The following is a 21,425-nucleotide window of genomic DNA, read 5'->3' as shown; positions in this document are numbered from 1 at the left end:
CCGGGACAATGACGAACGCACCCGAGAACCACACCAACGAGACCCAACCCATGACCACCTCGGCGATCATCCTCCTCTTCGTGGGACTGATGATCGCGATGTTCATGTTCTCCCTCAACCAGACCGTGCTCGCCACGGCCCTGCCGACGATCGTCGGCGAACTCGACGGCGTCGACCAGATGCTGTGGGTGTCCACGGCGTTCATGCTCGCCTCGACGATCATGATGCCCATCTACGGCAAGGTCGGCGACCTCTTCGGTCGCAAGCCCCTGTTCATGTTCGCCATCAGCTGCTTCCTCCTCGGCTCGGTGTTCGCGCTCATCGCGAACGAGATGTCGATGCTCATCCTCGGCCGTGTCCTCCAGGGCATCGGCGGCGGCGGGATGATGATCCTCTCCCAGTCGATCATCGCCTCGGTCGTGCCCCCGCGCGAACGCGGAAAGTACATGGGCATCATGGGCTCGGCCTTCGCCGTCTCCTCCGTCGCCGGACCCCTCATCGGCGGTTGGCTCACGGAGGGACCCGGCTGGCGCTGGGCGTTCGCGATCAACTTCCCGCTCGGTGCCATCGCGCTCGTCGCCGCCGCGGTCTTCCTCAAGATCCCCAAGCACCACGGGGGGCCGCGGCCGAAGATCGACGTCGGCGGCATGGCGCTCATCTCCGTGGTCACCTCGTGCATCGTCCTCGTCTCCGCATGGGGCGGACACGACTACGAATGGGGTTCGTGGCAGATCAACGGTCTCATCATCACCGGGGCGCTCGCGATCATCGCCTTCATCATCGTCGAGTCCAAGGTGAGCGAACCGGTCATCCCGCTGTGGCTGTTCAAGAGCCGCGACTTCCTCCTCTCGACCATCGCCGGCCTCTTCATCGGGGTGAGCATGTTCGGCGTGCTGTCCTACATGCCCACCTACCTGCAGATGGTCCACGGGATCGACGCGACCGTCGCCGGTCTGATGATGGTGCCGATGATGGGCACGATGCTGCTGTCATCGACGATCGTCGGCTTCGTCGTCGCCCGCACCGGCAACTACAAGCGCTACCCGCTCATCGGCATCCTCCTCATCGGCGCCGCCCTCGTCCTGCTCTCGACGCTGCAGGCCGACAGCCCCGCGTGGGAGCCGATGGTCGGACTCGCCCTCTTGGGCCTCGGACTGGGGTTGAGCATGCAGATCCTCGTCCTCGTCGTCCAGAACGCCTTCCCCGTCGAGATGGTCGGCACCGCGACGGCCGCGAACAACTACTTCCGCCAGGTCGGCGCGACCTTGGGCATGGCGTTCATCGGCTCCGTGTTCACGCAGCGCTTGCTGGAGAACATCACCTCGGGAATGCGGGAACTCTCCGCGGGCGGGGACGGCGGGGGACTGCCGCAGGTCTCGTCCACGGGTCTGACCCCGCAGATCGTCTCCGAGCTGCCCGAACCCATCCACAACCTCATCATCACCGCCTACAACGATGCGCTCGTCCCGCTCTTCCTCTGGGTCGCGCCGCTCGCCTTCGCCGGCTTCCTCATCCTCCTCTTCCTGCCGAACACTCCGCTTGCGCAGACCCTGAAGAAGCAGGATCAGGCGGCCCGTGAGCATGTCGCCGTCCATGACCACGCCGAGGTTGCCGCGGCCTCTCCGGCATCGGATAGTCTGGGCGTGCCGACGACACCGAAAGCAGCGGATGACGACTCTGACGATTCTCACGACACCCCACGACGAGGTGCCCGAGCGACTGACTGACCTCGCCCGGTCCGGTGACGTCGAGGTCCGCATCGTCACCGCGGACGGGCTCGCCGAGGCGCTGCCGGGCACCGAGGTGCTCCTCCTCTGGGACTTCTTCTCCACCGCTTTGGCCGACACGTTCGACCGTGCCGATGCGCTGAGGTGGGTCCATGCGGCGGCCGCCGGGGTCGACTCGCTGCTCTTCGACGAGCTCGTCGACTCCGAGGTCGTCGTCACGAACGCCCGCGGCGTCTTCGACCGGCCGATCGCGGAGTTCGTCCTGGGCTTCCTGCTCATGCACGCGAAGTCGAGCGTCGCGTCATTGGACGACCAGAGACGGCAGCGGTGGAACCGGCGGTCGACGAGCGATCTCGCCGGCACGCGCGCACTGGTCGTCGGGACCGGAGCGATCGGGAGGGAGGTCGCCCGCGTCCTCGCCGCTCTGGGAGTCGAGGTCGTCGGTGCGGGCAGTCACGCCCGCGACGGCGATGACGACTTCTCGACGGTCATCGACTCCCGGGAGCTGACTGCCCACCTCTCCGGCATCGACTGGGTCATCGACGTCGCCCCGCTCACCGATCGCACCCGCGGTCTCTTCGACGCGAGCGTGTTCGCGGCCATGGAGGAGCATGCGTTCTTCGTCAACGTCGGGCGCGGGGCCACCGTGGAGACCGCAGCGCTCGTCGACGCACTGAACTCCGGCACGATCGCCGGGGCCGCCCTCGACGTCGTCGATGTCGAACCGCTGCCGGCCGACCATCCGCTGTGGAGAGCGGACAACGTCATCATCACCCCGCACATGTCCGGTGACACGAACGGTTGGCGCATGCGGCTGGCCGACCAGTTCGTCGAACTCTTCGCCCTCCACCGGGCGGGTACGCCGTTTCCCCACACCGTCGACAAGAAGGCAGGATTCGTCCGATGAGCACATTCGACGGTGATGCGGAGCGCACCTATCTGGCCCGGGTGCTCGCCGAACTCACGGCGATCAGACGGGCCCGACTGCTGAGCATGCTCGTCCTCGCCGCGGCGATGCTCGTCGCCGGCCTCGGCGCGGCCTTCCAAGCGCAGGGGGAGAGGACCGATGCGGTGCTCCTGTTCTCCGCCTTCAGCCTCATCATGATCGGCATCGTCTGCGCGATCGGTGCGATCATCGCGTGGACCCGGCTGGGCCGGGACCCGCTCGACTCCGTGGCGGCGAGGCGACCGGCCACCACCCGTGCCCCGCGGACCCCGGGCGGGGGGATGGCGATCGCGATCGGCTTCGCCGTCGTGGGACTCCTCCTCGGATTCCTCCTGTGGGCGCAGACGCCGATCCTCGCCGTCGCCGTCGTCCTCGCGTGCCTCCTGCTCGCCTGCCTCGGACCGATCTGGGCCCGTGAGCTCTCGAGTGCCGATGACCGGTTCGCGCTCATCCTCGCCGCCGATGACGAGCTGGCCACGCGATTTGAGACCTTCACCCCGATCTGGCTCCACGACGCCGTCGAGAGCGAACGCCGGGAGGACTGAGCGAACGCCGAGGGGACTGAGCACCTCGGTGAGAAGACTGAGCCACCTCGGCGAGGGAAGCTGCGGCCGTGAATGCGAGGAAGCGGCGCTCCCGATGTTCTGGGAGCGCCGCTTCACTGTGCGAACTGAGGTGACTGACTCAGACGGCTGCGTCAGCCGACTGAGTCGAACGGATCAGACCGGTGCGACCTCGGGCTGCTCGACCTCGGTCTCGACAACGGCCTCGGTGACCTCCGGGAATGCCGGGGTGTCGATGTCGGCCATCTCCGCGACGCAGCGGATGACCTGGCAGCTGTAGCCGAACTCGTTGTCGTACCACACGTAGACGACGACGCGGTCCTCGTCGACGATCGTGGCGAGACCGTCGACGACACCCGCACGCTTCGAGCCGACGAGGTCGGTCGAGACGAGCTCGGGGGAGGCGACGTAATCGACCTGGTTGCGCAGCGGCGAGTTCATCGAGGTCTCACGCAGGAACGCGTTGAGCTCATCGACGGTCGTCGCCGTCTCGAGGTTGAGGTTGAGGATCGCCATCGACACGTTCGGGGTGGGAACGCGGATCGCGTTGCCCGAGAGCTTGCCCTTCAGTTCCGGCAGCGCCTTCGCCACGGCCTTCGCCGCCCCCGTCTCCGTGAGCACCATGTTCAGGCCCGCCGCACGGCCGCGACGCGAACCCTTGTGGAAGTTGTCGATGAGGTTCTGGTCGTTGGTGAACGAGTGCACCGTCTCGACGTGGCCGTTGCGCACACCGAAGCGATCGTTGAGGGCCTTGAGGACCGGGGTGATCGCGTTCGTCGTGCACGAGGCGGCCGAGAGGATCGTGTCCGCATCGGTGATGTCGGAGTCGTTGACGCCGAAGACGATGTTCTTGATGTCGCCCTTGCCGGGTGCGGTGAGCAGGACCTTCGAGGCGCCCTTGCTCTGCAGGTGCTTCGACAGGCCCTCCTCGTCGCGCCACTTGCCGGTGTTGTCGACGATGATCGCGTCGTTGATGCCGTACGCGGTGTAGTCGACCTGCGAGGGATCATCGGAGTAGATGACCTGGATGAGGGTGCCGTTGGCGAGGATCGTCGAGTTCTCCTCGTCGACGACGATGCTGCCGTCGAACTTCCCGTGCACCGAATCGCGGCGCAGCAGGGAGGCGCGCTTGACGATGTCGTTCTCCCCGCCCTTGCGGACGACGATCGCGCGCAGGCGCATGCCGGTGCCGCCGGCACGGTCGATGAGGATGCGGGCGAGCAGGCGTCCGATGCGGCCGAAGCCGTAGAGGACGACATCGCGCACCCCGTCCTCGGAATCCGAGCCGATGACCGAGTCGAGCTCGGCGGCGAGGAATTCCGCGGTGGGAGCCGACTGCTCGTTCAGCTTGACGATGAGGCGACCGAGGTCGATCCGTGCCGGACCGAGGTCGAGGTCGGCAAGCGCCCGGACGACCTCGAGGGTCGTCTCGATGTCGAGCTCTTCGCCGAGGAAGTGGCGGGCATAGCGGTGCGCCTTGATCATGCCGGTCACGGACTTGCCCTGCAGCGAACGGCCGAAGAGGGTGAGCAGCACGTCGTTGTTGCGGTAGAGGCGGCCGACGAGCGGGATGAGGTCTTCAGCCGCGGTCTGCTTCTTCGCCCACTCGTCGAGACGAGCCGTGGTTGCTTCAGTCAAAGGTCGAATCCCCTTATATTCAGTTGACGAATTCCCCCTCAAGTCTACCGTCTCGCCGCGGAGTCTCCCGACCGCCTCTCCTCGAAGCGCTTGAAACCGAGCAGGGTGAGCGCGACGATCCCGGCACCGGCCATGAGCGCCCCGAGCGTCTGCACCTGAGCCTTCGGTTCGATGAACCTGTGATCAGCGGATTCGTCCTCCTTCGGCCGTGGGACGCGGGCCGTGCCGATCCATGCGGCGACGAAGAGGATGATGCGGGCGAAGATGTTGAGAGTGATCATGATCGCGATGATCGACCCGAACACGCCCGCGGCCTTGCCGGCGGAGAACAGGTCGACCAAGACGGTGGCGAGATTGAGGAGGATGACGAAGCACACGGCGCCGATGAGCGAACCGCGGACCTTCGCCTGCTTGTCCACCGGGTGCTCGGGCAGCATCGTGAAGAGGAACATGAAGATCAGCCACGAGGCCCCGAACGTGATGAGCAGCGGGACGACGACGAGGAGGCCGGACATCCAGCCGGAGAGTCCGAAGAGGTCGGTGATGAAGGCCCGCAGCCCCGTGCCCACGACGGTGAGGGCGACGGTGAGGAGGAGCCCGACGATGAGCCCGAGGAGGGTGACGGTGTTGCCGACGAACTTCTTGACGAAGGGCTGGTTGACCTCGTCGTCGAATTCGTCGTGGAGCTGGGCGCGGACGGCGGCGCCGAGGTTGCCGATGAATCCCTGCCCCGTGTAGAGGCCGGCGAGGATACCGAAGATCCCGACCGCCTGCCAGTCGTTGAGGAAGCTCTCGAGCTGGTCGGTCAGCGCTGAGTTGCCGGGGGAGAACGCCTCGATCTGCTCGGTGATGACCGGCACGAGGTCGGGGCGGAGGACATCGAGGACGAACCCGAGGCCGGCGAAGGTGAACATCGCGATCGGGACGACGGCGAGGACGAGGAAGTACGTGATCGCGGCGCCGAACTGGTTGCCCAGGCGTTGGAGGAAGCGCTGCACCGCCCGCATGAGGTGCGCCGGGCCGGGCGAGGTGATCGCATTGTGTCCGGCTTCGGCGACAGGACTGCGGGAAGCCAGGATCTTCGCTGGTGTCACTGAGTGCTCCTTCATGTCACTGAGTGCTCGTTCGACAAGGTGTCCGTTCCCACACTAACCTCTGGGAGCGCTCTGTGAGGGGGAGACGGGGCCGTTGCCTAGACTTGGGCGCATGGCGATCACAGCATCGATCACCGGGACCGGTCTGCTCACAGCGTCAGCTGCTTCCGGTGCCGCGGAGAACCTCAGCGGCTTCTCCGCCTGGACCGTGCGCATCATGGAGGCGCTCGGTCCCCTCGGAGTCGGGTTCCTCGTCTTCCTCGACAACATCTTCCCGCCGATCCCCAGCGAACTCGTCCTCCCCCTGGCCGGCTTCACCGCCAGCCGCGGCCAGCTCAGCCTGGTGCTGGCGATCGTCTTCGCCACGATCGGCTCCGTCGTCGGCGCCCTCGTCCTCTACGCGATCGGCCGCTGGATCGGGCTCGACCGGATCATCCGGGTCGCAGTGAAGATGCCGCTCGTCGACGTCGAGGACGTCCACCGGACGATCTCCTGGTTCGACCGCCACGGGGACAAGGCCGTCTTCTTCGGACGGATGATCCCCATCTTCCGTTCCCTCATCTCGATTCCCGCGGGCATGCGGGCGATGCCGATGGTCAAGTTCCTCCTCCTCACCGCCGCCGGCAGCACGATCTGGAACACGATCCTCATCGTCGCGGGCTTCTACCTCGGGGAGAACTGGTCGATCGTCGAGACCTATGCGGGGTACTTCCAGACGCTCGTCATCGTCGCCGTCGTCATCGCCCTCGTCGTCTGGGTGGTGCTCAAGGTGCGCAAGCGCCGGCGGCAGCGGGCGACGGGAACCCGCGACACCGACTATGAGCGGCGGCAGAGCACCGAGGCGGACGGCGCTTCCTGAGTCTCGGCCGCACCGCCTCGGCGGGGTCTCTCACTTCACCCAGGCCGCCGCGGTGCTCTCGAAGGGAACCTCCTCGCCCGCGGCGACGGGACCGGGGGCGGTGCCGTCGCCGAACGGCGAACCGCCGAGCTCCTCACGACAGTGCGGGCTCAGCCATCCGGAGAGGTCCGGCCCGACGGGAACGATTCCCGTGGGATTCACGTCCTTGTGGACGATGTAGTAGTGGTCCTTGATCTGGCGGAAGTCGATCGTGTCGCCGAACCCCGGCGTCTGGTAGAGGTCGCGGGCGTAGCCCCAGAGGTTCGGGAAGTCGCGCAGAGCCGTCCGGTTGGCCTTGAAATGCCCGTAGTAGACGGGGTCGAAGCGTGCGAGCGTCGTGAAGAGGCGCACATCGGCCTCGGTGATCGACTCACCCATGAGGTAACGCCGCGTCGCCAGCCGCTCCTCGACGGTGTCGAGAGCCGTGAAGAGACGGTCGAAGGCCTTCTCATAGGCCTCCTGCGAACCGGCGAAGCCCGACCGGTAGACGCCGTTGTTGATCTCCGTGTAGATCATCCGCATGAGGGACTCCATCTCGTCCCGTGACTCCTCGGGCCACAGGTTCGGCGCACCGTCCCTGTGGTAGGCCGTCCACTGGGTCGAGAAGTCCTCGGTGATCTGCGCGAAGTCGTTCGTCACCACCACGCCGGAGGGGACGTCGACGATTGCGGGCACCGTGATGCCGCGCGGGTAGTCGGGATAGCGTTTGAAGAACGCCTGCTGGAGGCGTTCGATCCCGAGGACGGGATCGACCCCGCCGGGGTCGAGGTCGAAGGTCCACGACCGCTGGTCATGGGTGGGCCCGGGCATCCCGAGCGAGATGACGTCCTCGAGTCCGAGCAGCCTGCGGACGATGACGGTGCGGTTGGCCCACGGGCAGGCGCGGGCGGCGATGAGACGGTAGCGGCCGGGTTCGACCGGCCACTGAGCGTCCGGATCGTCGAGGATGCGGTCCTCGATGTAGTTGGTGTCGCGGTTGAATTCCTGACCCTTCTCGACGTACGAGCCGGAGGTGTCAGTGGTCTCGGTGTCCTTCGACATGGGGATGTCCTCTCTGTTGCGACTGAGCCCTCGGTGGGGGCCGGTCGCCGGAGGGGAGCCGGCGGCCGAACCGCACCGATGGTTGAAATCTATACTACTCAGTCTGCCGGAGAGCGCACCGTTCAGTCGGCGTAGAGGGCCTCGATCTCGTCGGCGAAGTCCTTGCCCAGCATGTGGCGCTTGACCGACTGCTTGGCCGAGAGGTAGCCGTTGGCCTCGCTGAGTTCGACGGGGACGATCCGGAACTTCTTGATCCCCTCGGCTCGGGAGACCGTGCGGTTGACCCGTTCGACGGCCTTCTCGATCGTCGCCCTCACCGTCTCGTCGGCCGCGGCCTCCTTGAGGGTCATCGGGGGCAGGTCGTGGTTCTTCAGCCATGTCGGCAGCATCTCCGGGTCGAGGAAGATGAGCGCGGTGATGTACTTGCGGTTGTCGCCGACGAGGACCGGCTGGCCGATGATCGGGTGCCGGCGCAGCGCGTCCTCGAGGGGAGCGGGGGCGATGTTCTTCCCGCTCGAGGTGACGATGAGCTCCTTCTTGCGTCCGACGATGCTCAGGTAGCCGTCCTCGTCGAGGGAGCCGAGGTCGCCGGTGGCGAACCAGTCGTCGTGGAACTCCTTGGCCGTGGCCTCCGGGTTCTTCCAGTACTCCCGGAACACGGGCACCCCCTTGGCCAGGATCTCTCCGTCGGGGGCGATCGCCACGGTCGCACCGGGCAGGGGGACGCCGACGGTGCCGATCTTCGAGTTCTTCACGACGTTGACCGTGATCGGCGCCGTCGTCTCCGTCAGCCCGTAGCCTTCTAAGACGATGAGGCCGATGCCGCGGTAGAAGTGGCCGAGGTGGGTGCCGAGCGGACCGCCGCCGGAGACCGCCCACTTGACGTTGCCGCCCATGATCTCGCGCAGCTTGCTGTAGACGAGCTTGTCGAACAGCGCGTGCTGGATGCGCAGGGACGCCGGCACTTTGCCTGCGTCGAGGGCCTTCGAATACGCGACGGCGACCTTCTCGGCGCGGCGGAAGATCTTCTCCTTGCCTCCGGCCTGGGCCTTCGCCAGGGCGGAGTTGAAGACCTTCTCGAAGACACGGGGGACGCCGAGGATGAACGTCGGCTTGAAGCTGCCGAGGGCGTCGGTGAGCTTCGTGAGATCCGACTGGTGGGCGAGCAGAGCGCCCGTTGACACGGAGAGGACCTCGATGAAGCGGGCGAAGACGTGCGCCTGCGGGAGGAAGAGGAGGCAGCGGCCGTCCTCGCCGGTGACCTCGGGGATCTGGTGTTCGGCGGCCTGCGCGGTCTGGACGAAGTTCGCGTGCGTGAGCACGCAGCCCTTGGGCCGACCGGTGGTGCCGGAGGTGAAGATGATCGTCGCGATCGATTCGCTGCCCACCTGGGCGCGGCGAGCCTCGAGATCGGCGTCGCTGATCCCCTCGCCGGCGGCGGCGAGGTCAAGGAAGGCGCCGTCGTCCCAGATCCACAGCTGCGGAACGGGGAGCCCGGCGACCGCGGCGGCGTCCCGAACGCGTTCGGCATGCTCCTTCGTCGCGACGAGGCCGCTGGACACCTCGGCGTTCTCAAGCATCCACGCGAGCTGATCTTGAGAGGACGTGTCGTAGAAGGGGACGGAGATCGCGCCGGCGAACCACACGGCATAGTCCGACAGCGTCCAGTCATACGAGGTGGGACCGAAGATCGCCACCTTGTCCTCGAAGCCGACGCCTGCGGCGATGAGCCCCTTGGCCGCCGCCCGGACCTGATCGACGAAGTCAGCGGTCGAGACCTCGGACCAGCTCTCGCCCGCGGGCTTCGCGAGCGCGGGATGATCGGGATGGGAGTCCAGCCGTCGGAGCAGGACGTCGGTCGTCGATGACTCGGTGTCCACCTCGAACCCGACGACCGGAGTGGATGACTGGGGCATTGTCGATGCGCTCATGTGTACTCCTTCGGGACATAAGTTACTGCCCAGTGATCTTAGTGTGCGATCGTTCAGTAGTGAAATCGCTCACTTTTCCGGCCTGCGAGGTCTCATCAGCAGTCTAGCCAAATCGATGGGCTGATCGCGCAGGCTACGATGGACCAAACTTCAAGTCTGTTAAAGGTTGGTAATGACGACGAACCCTGAGGATCCGGGCTTCCGCTACGACGCGGAGCTGGCGGAGAAGATCGAGACGTCCTGGCAGAACACGTGGGAGCAGGCGGGCACATTCCACACGCCCAACCCCACCGGTGACCTCAGCCAGGACCTCGAGGGTTCCTCGTACGGGCCGCCTGACGACCTCGGCGAGCGGGAATCGCTCTACATCATGGACATGTTCCCCTACCCCTCGGGGGCGGGACTCCACGTCGGTCACCCGCTGGGCTACCTCGGCACCGATGTCTACGGCCGCTATCAGCGCATGCGCGGCCGCAACGTCATGCATGCCCTGTCCTATGACGCCTTCGGTCTGCCCGCCGACCTCTACGCAGTCCAGACCGGACAGCATCCGCGCATCACCACGGATGCGAACATGGCGAACATGAAGGGCCAGCTGCGCCGGCTCGGCCTCGCCCACGACGAACGCCGCAGCTTCGCGACGACCGACGACGACTTCGTCAAGTGGACGCAGTGGATCTTCCTCCAGATCTTCAACTCCTGGTACGACCCGGAGGCGACGACCCCGGGCGAGGACAGCCGCGGTGCCGCCCGGCCGATCTCCACGCTCATCGAGCAGTTCGCCTCGGGTCAGCGCCGCACCCCCGACGGTCGGGAGTGGGCGGAGCTCAGCCCCGCCGAACACGAGGCGATCCTCCAGGAGTTCCGCCTGGCCTACGTCTCCGAATCACCGGTCAACTGGGCGCCGGGACTCGGCACCGTGCTCGCGAACGAGGAGGTCACCGCCGAAGGCCTGTCCGAACGCGGCAACTACCCCGTCTACACCCGCACCCTGCGCCAGTGGAACATGCGGATCACGGCGTATGCCGACCGTCTCATCGACGACCTCGACGCCCTCGACTGGCCCAGTGCCGTCCACCGCATGCAGGTCAACTGGATCGGCCGGTCCAAGGGCGCCCTGCTGCGCCTGCCCGTGGCCGGAGGCGAATCCGCCGTCGAGGTCTACACGACCCGACCCGACACGCTCTTCGGTGCGACCTACCTCGTGCTCAGCCCCGAGCACCCGCAGGTCTCAGAACTCACGGCCGACGCCTGGGATCCTGCGACACCGGAGGCGTGGCGCGGCGGTGAGGTGAGCCCCGCCGAGGCAATCGCCGCCTACCAGCGCACGGCTGCGGCCAAGACCGACGCCGACCGGCAGCAGTCGAAGGAGAAGACGGGCATCTTCACCGGGTCGTATGCGACGAACCCGGCCACCGGGCAGCAGATCCCGATCTTCGTCGCCGACTACGTCCTCATGGGCTACGGCACCGGCGCGATCATGGCCGTGCCGGCCGAGGACGCCCGTGACTGGGAGTTTGCGAAGGCCTTCGGTCTGCCCTATGTGCGCACCGTGCAGCCGCCGGCCGATCACGACGAGGACACCCCGTACACGGGGTCCGGCGTGATGATCAATTCGGCCAACGCCGAGGTCGATGTCAATGGGCTTGCCGTCGACGAGGCGAAGGCCCGCGTCACGGCGTGGCTGTCCGACAAGGGCCTGGCCGAGGAGTCGACGCAGTACCGACTGCGCGACTGGCTGTTCTCCCGGCAGCGCTACTGGGGCGAGCCGTTCCCGATCGTCTACGACGAGACCGGCACCCCGATCGCGCTGCCCGATGAGATGCTGCCCGTCGAACTGCCCGAGGTCGACAACTTCGCTCCCCGCACCTTCGCCCCCGACGACGCGGACTCCCAGCCGGAGCCGGCGCTGGGCCGCAACCGCGACTGGGTCGAGGTCGAACTCGACCTCGGCGACGGCCCGCGCACGTACTTCCGCGAGACGAACACGATGCCCAACTGGGCGGGATCCTCGTGGTACCAGCTGCGCTACGCCGACCCGCACAACGAGACCGCGGTGGTCGACCCCGTCAACGAGGAGTACTGGCTGGGTCCGCGGGAATCGAAGCCGCGCGGCGGCGCCGATCTCTACGTCGGCGGCCAGGAGCACGCGGTGCTCCACCTCCTCTACGCGCGCTTCTGGCACAAGGTCCTCCACGACCTCGGCTACCTCAGCTCGTCCGAGCCGTTCCACCGTCTCGTCAACCAGGGCTACATCCAGGCCTACGCGTACACGGATGCCCGCGGCGTCTACGTTCCCGCCGCCGAGGTGGAGGAGCGCGTCGAGGCCGACGGTGAGCTGACGTTCTGGTACGAGGGCGAACAGGTCATCCGTGAGTACGGCAAGATCGGTAAGTCCCTGAAGAACTCCGTCATGCCCGATGAGATGTACGACGCCTACGGGGCCGACACGTTTCGCGTCTACGAGATGTCGATGGGTCCCATCGAACAGGACCGGCCGTGGGAGACCCGCGCCGTTGTCGGTGCGCAGCGCTTCCTCCAACGGGTGTGGCGCCTCTTCGTCGACGAGTCCACCGGTGAATCGGTCATCGCCTCCGGCACGGCCGACGATGAGACCCTCAAGGTCGCGCACCAGGTCATCGCGGGTGTCCGCGACGACATGGACCACCTGCGGTTCAACACGGCGATCTCGAAGCTGATCGTGCTCACCAACCACCTGACGAAGCAGGGTGATGCCACGGCGGATGTCCTTGAGCCGCTGGCGATCATGCTCTCGCCCTTCGCCCCGCACCTGGCCGAAGAGCTGTGGAAGCGGCTGGGGCACGAGTCGTCGATCACCTACGTCGACTTCCCCGAGGCCGACCCCGCGCATCTCGTCGCCGACACCGTCACCGCCGTCGTCCAGGTCAAGGGCAAGGTCCGCGCCCGCCTCGAGGTCGCCCCCGACATCGGGGCCGACGAACTCGAGGCGCTCGCTCTCGAGTCGCCGAACGTCCAGCGCGCCCTCGACGGCGCCGGGATCCGCAAGGTCATCGTCAAGGCGCCGAAGCTCGTCAACATCGTCCCCGACGCATGATCCCCACCTCCCCGATCCGGAAGGGCCCAGACGTGAGCACACACGACGCCGTCCAGGACGAGATCCGCAGCGCCCTCGGCGTGCGCCCGGTCATCGATCCGGCGACCGAGGTGAGGAAGCGGGTCGAGTTCCTCGTCGACTACGTGCTGACCACCGGCGTGCACGGACTCGTCCTCGGCATCAGCGGCGGTCAGGATTCGACCCTGGCCGGCAGGCTCTGCCAGCTCGCCGTCGAGGATCTGCGCAGGCGCGGTGCGAAGGCCGAGTTCTGGGCGGTGCGCCTGCCGCATCACGTGCAGGCCGATGAGGCCGATGCCCAGGATGCGCTGGCCTTCATCGACGCCGACCATGAGGTCGTGTTCAACATCGGCGCCGCCACCGATGCGGCCGCCGAGGAGTACCGGGCGGCGATGGGCGAGGCCCTGTCCGACTTCGGGAAGGGCAACGTCAAGGCCCGCCTGCGGATGGTCGCCCAGTTCGAGATCGCGGGGGAGAAGCGCCTCCTCGTCGTCGGCACCGACCATGCCGCCGAGGCGGTCACCGGGTTCTTCACGAAGTTCGGCGACGGTGCCGCCGACGTCATCCCGCTCTCGGGTCTGAGCAAACGGCAGGGTCGGGCTCTGCTGCGCCACCTCGGCGCGCCCGAGCATCTGACGACGAAGACCCCGACCGCGGACCTCCTCGACGAGGATCCCGGGCAGACCGACGAGTCGTCGTTGGGGCTGAGCTACGAGGAGATCGACGACTTCCTCGAGGGCAAGCCCGTCGCCGAGGCGGTCGCCGGCCGGATCATCGCCCGCTACCGGGCGACCGAGCACAAACGGCGCACCCCGGTCACCCCCACTGACGACTGGTGGATCCGGCACTGAAGAACTCGCGACGGATCTCCGCTCTGAGCAGACGACCCCGGCCACATGGCCGGGGTCGTCTGTGATTGTGGGCTTGTGCGTCAAGGTGCAGTCGGGCTGCCCCGACGGCTAATGCCTTGACGGCGCTCGTCTCAGGCGACGAGGCCGAGCTCGAGCGCGGTCTGCTTGAACTCCCAGCGGGCGGAGACGAAGCGGTCGCCGAGGCCCTCACCGCGGCTGCGGGCCTCGGTGTACTCGCGCCAGCCGCCCTCGCGCGTGTCGCCGGGCCGGATCTCGCGCTGCGTGTCGTCGTCGGACAGCGCCCGCGTCTCCTCGTTCACCCAGATCGACAGCGCCTCGGCTGCCCGGTAGAGGTTCATGAACGCCGTGTGCGAACGGGGGTTGTCGAAGCTCGACTTCGCGAACTCCTCACGGAACGTGTGCAGAGGGGCGAGTTCGTCGACGGCGAGCGTGCCGAACGTCGCGTCGAGGCGCAGGGACTGGACGAGTCCGTCCTCGTCGGGCAGGAGCGCGAGGATCCGCTGCGCGCGGGTCTCATCGGGGATCTGGGCGACCTCCTCGTCGACGGGGGTCAGCCCCACGGCGTCGAGGCGTCCGCGTTCGGTGCTCAGGGCCTGCCGCAGGGAATCGATCTGGGCCTGCGACCGACGCCATTCGCCGTGGAAGATGAGCAGGGCAGCGGCCGCGCCGAGGCACACGAGGATGCCGATCACCCACGCGAACGGGTGGAGCGGGGGGATGAGGAGGAGGACGAGTCCGACGACGACGAGGCCCGAGAGGACCACCGCAGCCGTCGAATTGGTGAGGAAATCGAGGAAACGCTTCACGAATCCAAGCGTACTGTTTCTGCCTCCAGATATCGTGCAAGCAGGTGGCATATAGTGTGCGTGAAATTGCTCTGACGAAGCGGGGAGTGTGCGGGTGAAGGTCTCGGTCATCGGTTGTGGGTATCTGGGAGCCGTGCACGCGGCCGCGATGGCGTCACTGGGCCACGAGGTCGTCGGCGTCGACGTCGACGAGGCGAAGATCGCGGCCCTGCGCGCAGGCAGGCCCCCGTTCTTCGAACCCGGACTCGCCGACCTCCTGCTGGGCGCCCAGGACAAGGGCAGCCTCGACTTCACCACCGACATCGCCGATGCCGCCGAGGCGCGCGTGCACTTCGTGTGCGTGGGCACCCCGCAGAAGCCCGGGGAGTTCGCCGCCGACGTCACTTATGTCGATGCGGCTGTGGATTCGCTCCTGCCGCACCTGAGCCCGGGCGCCGTCGTCGTCGGCAAGTCGACGGTCCCGGTGGGCACCGCCGCCCGGCTCGCCGGACTCGTCCAGCCGTCCGGGGCGGTGCTCATGTGGAACCCCGAGTTCCTCCGCGAGGGACACGCCGTCGAGGACACCCTCCACCCCAACCGCCTCGTCTACGGTGTGCCCGACGGCGCTGCCGGTGAGACGGCGACCGCGGCTCTCGACGAGGTCTACGCCCCGATGCTCGCCGCGGACACGCCGCGGCTCGTCGCGGACTATGCGACCGCGGAGCTCGTCAAGACCGCGGCGAACTCGTTCCTCGCGACGAAGATCTCGTTCATCAACGCGATGGCCGAACTCTGCGAGGCCTCCGGGGCCGATGTCACGATGCTCGCCGATGCGATCGGGATGGATGACCGGATCGGGCGGAAGTTCCTCAACGCCGGACTCGGGTTCGGCGGCGGCTGCCTGCCCAAGGACATCCGGGCGTTCATGGCCCGGGCCGGGGAGCTCGGCGCCGATCAGGCTGTGGCGTTCCTCAAGGAGATCGACTCGATCAACATGCGCCGCCGGGTGCGGATGGTCGACATCGCCCGTGAGGCCCTCGGTGGGTCGTTCATCGGGAAGAAGGTGACGATCCTCGGTGCGGCGTTCAAACCCGACAGCGACGACGTCCGGGACTCCCCGGCGCTTGCGGTGGCTCGGCTCATCGGCACGCAGGGCGGGGTCGTCACGGTCACCGACCCCGAGGCCGTGGCCAACGCCTCCCGGGCGTTCCCGGAGCTCACCTTCGTCACCGACACGACCGAGGCGCTCACGGGTGCCGATGCGGTGCTCCTGCTCACGGAGTGGAAGGAGTACCGGGACCTTGACCCGGCGGCGGTCGCGGGATTGGTTTCCGGCAGGGTGCTCGTCGACGGACGCAATGTCCTCGATCCGCAGCAGTGGCGTGCGGCGGGATGGACGTATCGGGCGCTGGGGCGTCCGTGAGGATCGGTCTCGTCACCGATTCCACGGCACAGCTGCGCGCCGAGGAGGTCGCCCGGCTGGGGGAGACCACCGGCGGACTCTTCCGCGTCGTCCCGCTCACCGTGCTCATCGCCGGTGAGTCCTTCACCGACGGCGACCTCGACGTCGACGAGCTGTGCCGGGCGATGGATGAGGGCGCCGAGGTGAGCACCTCGATGGCGACTCCCGGACAGTTCGCCGCCGCCTACTCAGACCTCATGGACCACGGCGCCGAGGCGATCATCGTCGTGACGATGTCCGGGGAGCTCTCCGGCACTCGTGATTCCGCGGTCTCCGCGGCCGCCGACCAGCCGGTGCTCATTGACGTCGTCGACTCCCGCACCACCTCGGCGGGACTGGCCGGGGCCGTCGACGTCGCGGCGGCGGGGATCGCCCAAGGTGAGGACGTCGCCTCGATCGCCGGCACCGTCGCCGACTGGTGTGCGGCGGAGACGATGACCGTCTTCGCCCCGCACAACCTCGAACATCTGCGTCGCGGTGGCCGGATCGGCGCCGCGTCCTCCCTGCTCGGTCGGGCCCTGCAGATCGTCCCGGTGCTCGGGCTCACCGGCGGGGTCGTCACTCCGATCGCCCGGGTGCGCACCCGAGCGAAGGCGCTCGAGCGGATGAGCCTCATCGTCGCCGAGGCGGCAGCAGACCTGGATGCGGACGACCGCAGCCTCGAGGTCGAGATCCAGCAGGCCGACGGCCGTCCCGACGACGCCGATGTCCTCACTCTCCAGGAGAAGCTCACCGAACGGGGATTCTCGCCGAGCTTCCGCACGCTCTCACCCATCATCACCGCCCACGTCGGTCCGGGCACACTGGGCATCACGGTGCAGACGACGCCCTGAGGACGTCAGGGAAGTTGCTGCGCGGGCGGGGAGGTTGCCCAACGTGGTGACCGTGTCAGGGTGAGCCCAGCTCGGCGATCGTCGGCACTCGAGTGCACTCGCCTGTGCACGACGGCTCTACTCGTGTGCTCAGAGCCTGTGGACGCTCACCCGGTTTCCACAGGCCCGATCCGGGCACTGGCGACGGCGAGCGCGGGAGGCCTAGCGTGCGCGCATGGCTGTGTCTCCCGACGACAGGTTCGCCGGTCTCATCACCTCGAGCGCCGAACGCGGCGGCTGGGTGCCCGGCGACGTCGTCACCAGCGATGCCTCGGGTGAGGAGGAACCCGTCGAACCCCGACGCGTCCGCCTGCCCGTGCTCATCGCCTTGGCGATCGCCGCGATCGCTGTGCTCGGCCTCGCGTTCTACGTCTTCCGCCCGGCGGAGACCGAACAGGCTCCGACGTCGCAGCCTGCCGCACCGGAGGCCGCCGGGGCATCGACCGGTGCACGCACTGAAGCCGCAGCGGATGGGGAACCGCCGACCACCGACGTCGTCGTCCACGTCACGGGGGAGGTCGAGAACCCCTCGGTCGTCACCCTGACCGGCGGGTCACGCGTACGCGACGCGGTCGAGGCCGCCGGCGGACTGACTCCCGACGCGGACGCCGAGGCGGTCAATCTCGCCCGCGTCCTCGCCGACGGCGAGCAGATCCGCATTCCCGCCGTCGGTGAGAGCCCGCCCGCTCCCGCACCGACCGGTTCCGCACCCGACTCCTCGGGAGGCAGCCAGTCGGGGGAGGGCTCGTCGGACAGCTCTCAGGGATCGAGCGCCGGACCGGGGGAGTCCGGTGCCAAGGTCGACCTCAATACCGCCGACTCCGCGACCCTGCAGACCCTGCCCGGTGTCGGCCCCGTCACGGCCGAGGCGATCATCGCCTACCGGGAGGCGACCCCGTTCACGAGCATCGACGACCTCCTCCTCGTCAAGGGCATCGGCCCGAAGACCTTCGAAAGCCTCAAGGACCGTGTCACGGTCGGGTGAGCGGCGAGCCCTGCGGTCGGCCGACAGTGGAAGGCGGTCAGACCTCGGCTCGGCTGTGCGGCGCCGCTGGCGTGCTGCCCTCGACTGGGCGAGGATGACCGGGACGCTGTGGCCGGGGTCCGTGCGACTCGTCGCCTGCGCCGCGGGACTGTGGGCGCTCGCGCTGCTCGCCCCCGGACCCTCGGCACTGCTGCTCACCCCGGTCGTCGGCATCATCGGATTCCTGCTCCTGCGCACCCGCCACCACCTCGGCGTCGGCCTCATCGTCTTCGCATGCCTCGCGAGCATCCAGCTCGCCAGCCTCACTGCGGCCCGTGGACCCGACGGCCCCGCGGAGACGACGGGGATCGTCATCGGCACCACCGCGCCCGGGCCCTCGGGGTGGTCACGGCTGACGCTGCTCACCCCGGGCGGACTCACCGAAGTGCTCTCCCCAGGCACCCCGCCGGCGGGAGCGCACGTGCGCATGCGCACCGACCGCCTCGACCGCATCCGCATCAGCCGCGGTGAGCCGGCGGTGATCCGCGCCCCCAACCGCATCTGGCAGTGGCGGGCGCAGCTGCGCGACCGCTTCCGGGCCGACTCGACGGCTGTCGGACACGACGGGGGAGCCCTGCTGCCGGGGCTCGTCATCGGCGACACCGCGCCGCAGGATGCGCAGATGGTCGAGGACATGCGCACCGTCTCCCTCACCCACCTCTCCGCGGTCTCGGGGACCAATGTGACGATCGTCAGCCTCGGTGCCGGACTGCTCGCCGGCGCCTGCCGTGCGGGACCGCGCACCCGGGTGAGCATCGGAGTGCTCACGTGCCTCGGCTACGTCTTCGTCGTCGGTGTCGAACCGAGCGCGATCAGGGCCGCCGGGATGGCCGTCGCGGTCGCCGTCGTCTTCCTCCGCGGGGGCGGGATCGCCCCGGTCGCCGTCATCGCGGGCACCGTCAGCCTGCTGCTCACGGCACTGCCGATGCTCGCCGCCTCCGTGGGCTTCGCGCTCTCGGTGATCTCGACGTGCGCGATCATGTTCGCTGTCCCGGTCCTGCTCAGACGGCTGGGCGTGCACTGGCCGCGCGTGCCGAGCATCCTGCTCACCGCCCTCGTCGTCCCGCTCATCGCGCAGCTTGCGTGCACACCGGTGCTCGTGGCCATCGACCCGCGGATCGGCGGGTGGTCTGTCGTCGCGAACGCCCTGGCCTCGCCGGCCGTGCTGCCGGCGACGATCACCGGGTTCGTCTCTCTCGTGTGCAGCGGTCTCGGGCTGCTCGGCATTCCCGGACTGCCCGTGATCGCCGATGCCGCGGCCTGGCTGGGTTCCCTGTGTGCGTGGTGGATCGTGGCCGTCGCCCGGGTGTGCGCGCGACTGCCGGGAGCGTCCCTGGCCTGGCCGGACCCGCCGCAGGGATCGATCATCGCGCTCGTCCTCCTCGCCGTCCTCACTGCGGGCATCGTGCTGCTCGTGCGGCGTCGGCTGTGGGGGCTGCCGGTCATCGTCCTCGCGGTCGCCCTCGGCGCGGTGGTCGTCGTCACGGGCAGTCCGAAGGGGCCTGCCCGTGACTGGCTCGTGCTCGTCTGCGATGTCGGTCAGGGTTCGGCCGCGGTCATCAACCTCGGCGGAGGACGAGGGCTCGTCGTCGATGCGGGCAAGGAGCCGGCACCGGTCGATGAGTGTCTCGACGGAAGCGGGATCACGGAATTCGACCTTGTCATCTCCCATTTCGACGCCGACCACAGCGGTGGGTATGCGGGGACGACATGGTCGCGGACCCTGCGGCGGCTGTTGGTCTCCGCCAACGCGGCAGGCGGTCCCGAGGTCGCACAGATCGTCCGGGACACCGGCGCCGAGGTGGTTCCCCTCTCCCGGGGAGACGGAATCGATCTCGGCGGGGTGCAAGCCGAGGTGCTGTGGCCGCCCGGAGGCCGTGCCCCTGCAGGGACGGCCGGGTCGGGACCTGGCACGGGCACGGGGTCGGGTACCGGCGCAGGTGGACCCGGAGACACCTCGGCGGGGACGGACACGGGGTCGGGTGCACCGGGAGGCACCCCGGCGGGGACGGCCGCGCGGAACGAGGATTCGGTCGTCCTGCGCATCGACCTCGCCGGGCTGAGCGTCCTCCTGCCCGGCGACATCGGCGAGGAGGAGCAGACCGTGCTCGCACAGAGCCTGCAACCGGTCGACGTGCTCATCGCACCCCACCACGGCTCAGGTGACCTGTCGGAGGACTTCTACCGGGGAGCAGGCGCCCGCCTCGGCGCCGTCTCCGTCGGGGAGAACCGGTACGGGCACCCGACTGAGGAGTCGCTGTCCGCCTTCGGTCCGGTGCCGGTGCTGCGCACGGACCTGTGCGGGACGATCGCCCTCTACGCCGAGGGGCGGTACAGCACGGCCCGCGGATGCGAACGCTGAGCGGCACCGCGCATCACCGTGTCCCGGGCGGGCGATAGGCTGGGGACATGGCAGCGAAGAAGACCCTCATCCCGTGGAGCTCGGCGAAGCCCGCGCCCGTCGTGATGATCTCCGGCGGTGAGTCCGTGCTCGTGCGCATGGCCAAGGACCGCATCGTCTCCGCCGCCCGGAAGAAGGACCCCGAGGAGGTCGAGTTCGATGCCGCCGCCTACCAGGGCGGGGAACTCGAGATGGCGGCCTCCCCGTCGCTGTTCTCGAGTGCGAAGCTCATCGTCGTCGATGCCGTCGAGAAATGCTCCGAGGCGTTCCTCGACGACGCGCTCTCCTACCTCGACGCCCCGAACGAGGAGGCCGTCGTCCTCCTCCTCCACGGCGGAGGCAACCGCGGGGCCAAGCTGGTCAAGAAGCTCGACGCCGCCGGCTTCCCGCGCATCGACGCCGCCGTGCTCAAGAGCGAGAGCGACCGGGCGAAGTTCGCGCAGGCGCGGTTCAAGTCCGCGAAGCGGCAGATCGACGAATCAGGGATGGCCGCGCTCATGTCGGCTCTCGGCTCGGATCTTGCCGAACTCAACGCCGGCGTCGACCAGCTCATCGAGGACACCGAAGGCACGATCACCGACGCGATCGTCGACCGCTACTACGGCGGACGCGTCGAAGCCACCGGCTTCAAGGTCGCCGACGCCGCTGTGTCCGGGGACGCCAAGAGCGCGCTCAGCCTGCTCCGGCATGCCCTGTCGACCGGCTCCGATCCGGTGCCGCTCGTCGCCGCCGTCGCGATGAAGCTGCGCGGCATGGCGAAGGTGCAGGGCTTCTCCGGGTCGAGCGGTGAGCTCGCCTCCGAACTGAAGATGGCGCCGTGGCAGGTCGACCGCGCCCGCCGGGAGGTCAGGCGCTGGAACGAGGTCGCACTCGGCCAGTCGCTCATCGCCGCCGCCGAGGCCGACGAAGCCGTCAAAGGCGGCGGCCGCGACCCCGTCTACGCAGTCGAGTCCTTCGTCTCCGAGGTCTGCCGCCTCTCGCGCACCCGCTAGGTCCCTCACCCTCCGCAGACCCTGTCCGAACATGACGAAAGGGCCCGATCCGCTGAGCGGATCGGGCCCTTTCAGGCAAACCTTA

The 21,425-nt window shown here is 68.2% G+C and carries 16 protein-coding genes; 11 read left to right on the top strand and 5 right to left on the bottom strand.

The window, feature by feature from the left end; all coding sequences use genetic code 11:
• Positions 1-8: 8 nt before the first annotated feature.
• From AACX88_RS09725 to AACX88_RS09715, 3 genes are read left to right on the top strand one after another with little or no spacing between them, the layout of a single operon-like run.
• Positions 9-1,727, top strand: coding sequence for a DHA2 family efflux MFS transporter permease subunit (locus AACX88_RS09725; protein WP_339392806.1), 1,719 nt, complete (start codon positions 9-11; stop codon positions 1,725-1,727).
• Entirely contained in the window at positions 1,669-2,634 is a 966-nt protein-coding gene (locus AACX88_RS09720) for a D-2-hydroxyacid dehydrogenase (RefSeq protein ID WP_339392805.1), read from the top strand. Before AACX88_RS09725 ends, AACX88_RS09720 begins: the two co-directional genes overlap by 59 nt.
• Complete coding sequence (locus AACX88_RS09715) at positions 2,631-3,218, top strand: hypothetical protein (RefSeq protein WP_339392804.1); 588 nt, start codon at positions 2,631-2,633, stop codon at positions 3,216-3,218. Before AACX88_RS09720 ends, AACX88_RS09715 begins: the two co-directional genes overlap by 4 nt.
• Positions 3,219-3,392: 174 nt before the next feature.
• Here AACX88_RS09715 and AACX88_RS09710 read toward each other — a convergent pair whose 3' ends face one another.
• Together AACX88_RS09710 and AACX88_RS09705 are read right to left on the bottom strand one after the other, a co-directional pair.
• Positions 3,393-4,874 (bottom strand): glyceraldehyde-3-phosphate dehydrogenase, encoded by a 1,482-nt coding sequence (locus AACX88_RS09710; protein WP_339392803.1) that lies wholly within the window; start codon positions 4,872-4,874, stop codon positions 3,393-3,395.
• Between the two features lie 44 nt (positions 4,875-4,918).
• Complete coding sequence (locus AACX88_RS09705) at positions 4,919-5,968, bottom strand: YhjD/YihY/BrkB family envelope integrity protein (RefSeq protein ID WP_339392802.1); 1,050 nt, start codon at positions 5,966-5,968, stop codon at positions 4,919-4,921.
• Positions 5,969-6,080: 112 nt separating this feature from the next.
• Between AACX88_RS09705 and AACX88_RS09700 the strand changes: the two genes are divergently transcribed.
• Positions 6,081-6,827 (top strand): DedA family protein, encoded by a 747-nt coding sequence (locus AACX88_RS09700; protein WP_339392801.1) that lies wholly within the window; start codon positions 6,081-6,083, stop codon positions 6,825-6,827.
• A gap of 30 nt (positions 6,828-6,857) precedes the next feature.
• Here AACX88_RS09700 and AACX88_RS09695 read toward each other — a convergent pair whose 3' ends face one another.
• Positions 6,858-7,907, bottom strand: a complete 1,050-nt coding sequence (locus AACX88_RS09695; protein WP_339392800.1) for a glutathione S-transferase family protein — start codon at positions 7,905-7,907, stop codon at positions 6,858-6,860.
• Positions 7,908-8,029: 122 nt separating this feature from the next.
• A complete protein-coding gene (locus AACX88_RS09690; RefSeq protein ID WP_339392799.1) occupies positions 8,030-9,838 on the bottom strand; it encodes an AMP-dependent synthetase/ligase in 1,809 nt (602 codons plus the stop codon).
• Between the two features lie 172 nt (positions 9,839-10,010).
• Between AACX88_RS09690 and leuS the strand changes: the two genes are divergently transcribed.
• Complete coding sequence (leuS, locus tag AACX88_RS09685) at positions 10,011-12,914, top strand: leucine--tRNA ligase (protein WP_339392798.1); 2,904 nt, start codon at positions 10,011-10,013, stop codon at positions 12,912-12,914.
• On the top strand, positions 12,911-13,783 hold the full coding sequence (gene nadE, locus AACX88_RS09680) for an ammonia-dependent NAD(+) synthetase (RefSeq protein ID WP_422614426.1): 873 nt from the start codon (positions 12,911-12,913) through the stop codon (positions 13,781-13,783). The genes leuS and nadE overlap by 4 nt, the downstream gene beginning before the upstream one ends.
• Positions 13,784-13,914: 131 nt before the next feature.
• Here nadE and AACX88_RS09675 read toward each other — a convergent pair whose 3' ends face one another.
• The gene (locus AACX88_RS09675; protein WP_339392796.1) at positions 13,915-14,610 is read right to left on the bottom strand and encodes a hypothetical protein; all 696 of its coding nucleotides are present in this window, start codon (positions 14,608-14,610) and stop codon (positions 13,915-13,917) included.
• 94 nt (positions 14,611-14,704) lie between these two features.
• On the opposite strand from AACX88_RS09675, the gene AACX88_RS09670 reads away from it, so the two are divergent.
• From AACX88_RS09670 to holA, 5 genes are all read left to right on the top strand, one after another.
• Positions 14,705-16,012 (top strand): UDP-glucose dehydrogenase family protein, encoded by a 1,308-nt coding sequence (locus tag AACX88_RS09670; protein WP_339392795.1) that lies wholly within the window; start codon positions 14,705-14,707, stop codon positions 16,010-16,012.
• Positions 16,009-16,884, top strand: a complete 876-nt coding sequence (locus AACX88_RS09665; RefSeq protein WP_339392794.1) for a DegV family protein — start codon at positions 16,009-16,011, stop codon at positions 16,882-16,884. The genes AACX88_RS09670 and AACX88_RS09665 overlap by 4 nt, the downstream gene beginning before the upstream one ends.
• A gap of 214 nt (positions 16,885-17,098) precedes the next feature.
• Positions 17,099-17,908 (top strand): ComEA family DNA-binding protein, encoded by an 810-nt coding sequence (locus AACX88_RS09660; RefSeq protein ID WP_339392793.1) that lies wholly within the window; start codon positions 17,099-17,101, stop codon positions 17,906-17,908.
• A gap of 94 nt (positions 17,909-18,002) precedes the next feature.
• Positions 18,003-20,309, top strand: coding sequence for a ComEC/Rec2 family competence protein (locus AACX88_RS09655; protein ID WP_339392792.1), 2,307 nt, complete (start codon positions 18,003-18,005; stop codon positions 20,307-20,309).
• A 47-nt stretch (positions 20,310-20,356) separates the two neighbouring features.
• On the top strand, positions 20,357-21,340 hold the full coding sequence (gene holA / locus AACX88_RS09650) for a DNA polymerase III subunit delta (RefSeq protein ID WP_339392791.1): 984 nt from the start codon (positions 20,357-20,359) through the stop codon (positions 21,338-21,340).
• Positions 21,341-21,425 lie beyond the last annotated feature (85 nt).

The organism is Brevibacterium metallidurans (genome assembly GCF_037101285.1).
GTDB lineage: Bacteria > Actinomycetota > Actinomycetes > Actinomycetales > Brevibacteriaceae > Brevibacterium > Brevibacterium metallidurans.
The sequence above is the reverse complement of the archived record's forward strand: the minus strand, read 5'-3'. Positions and strand labels throughout refer to the sequence as shown.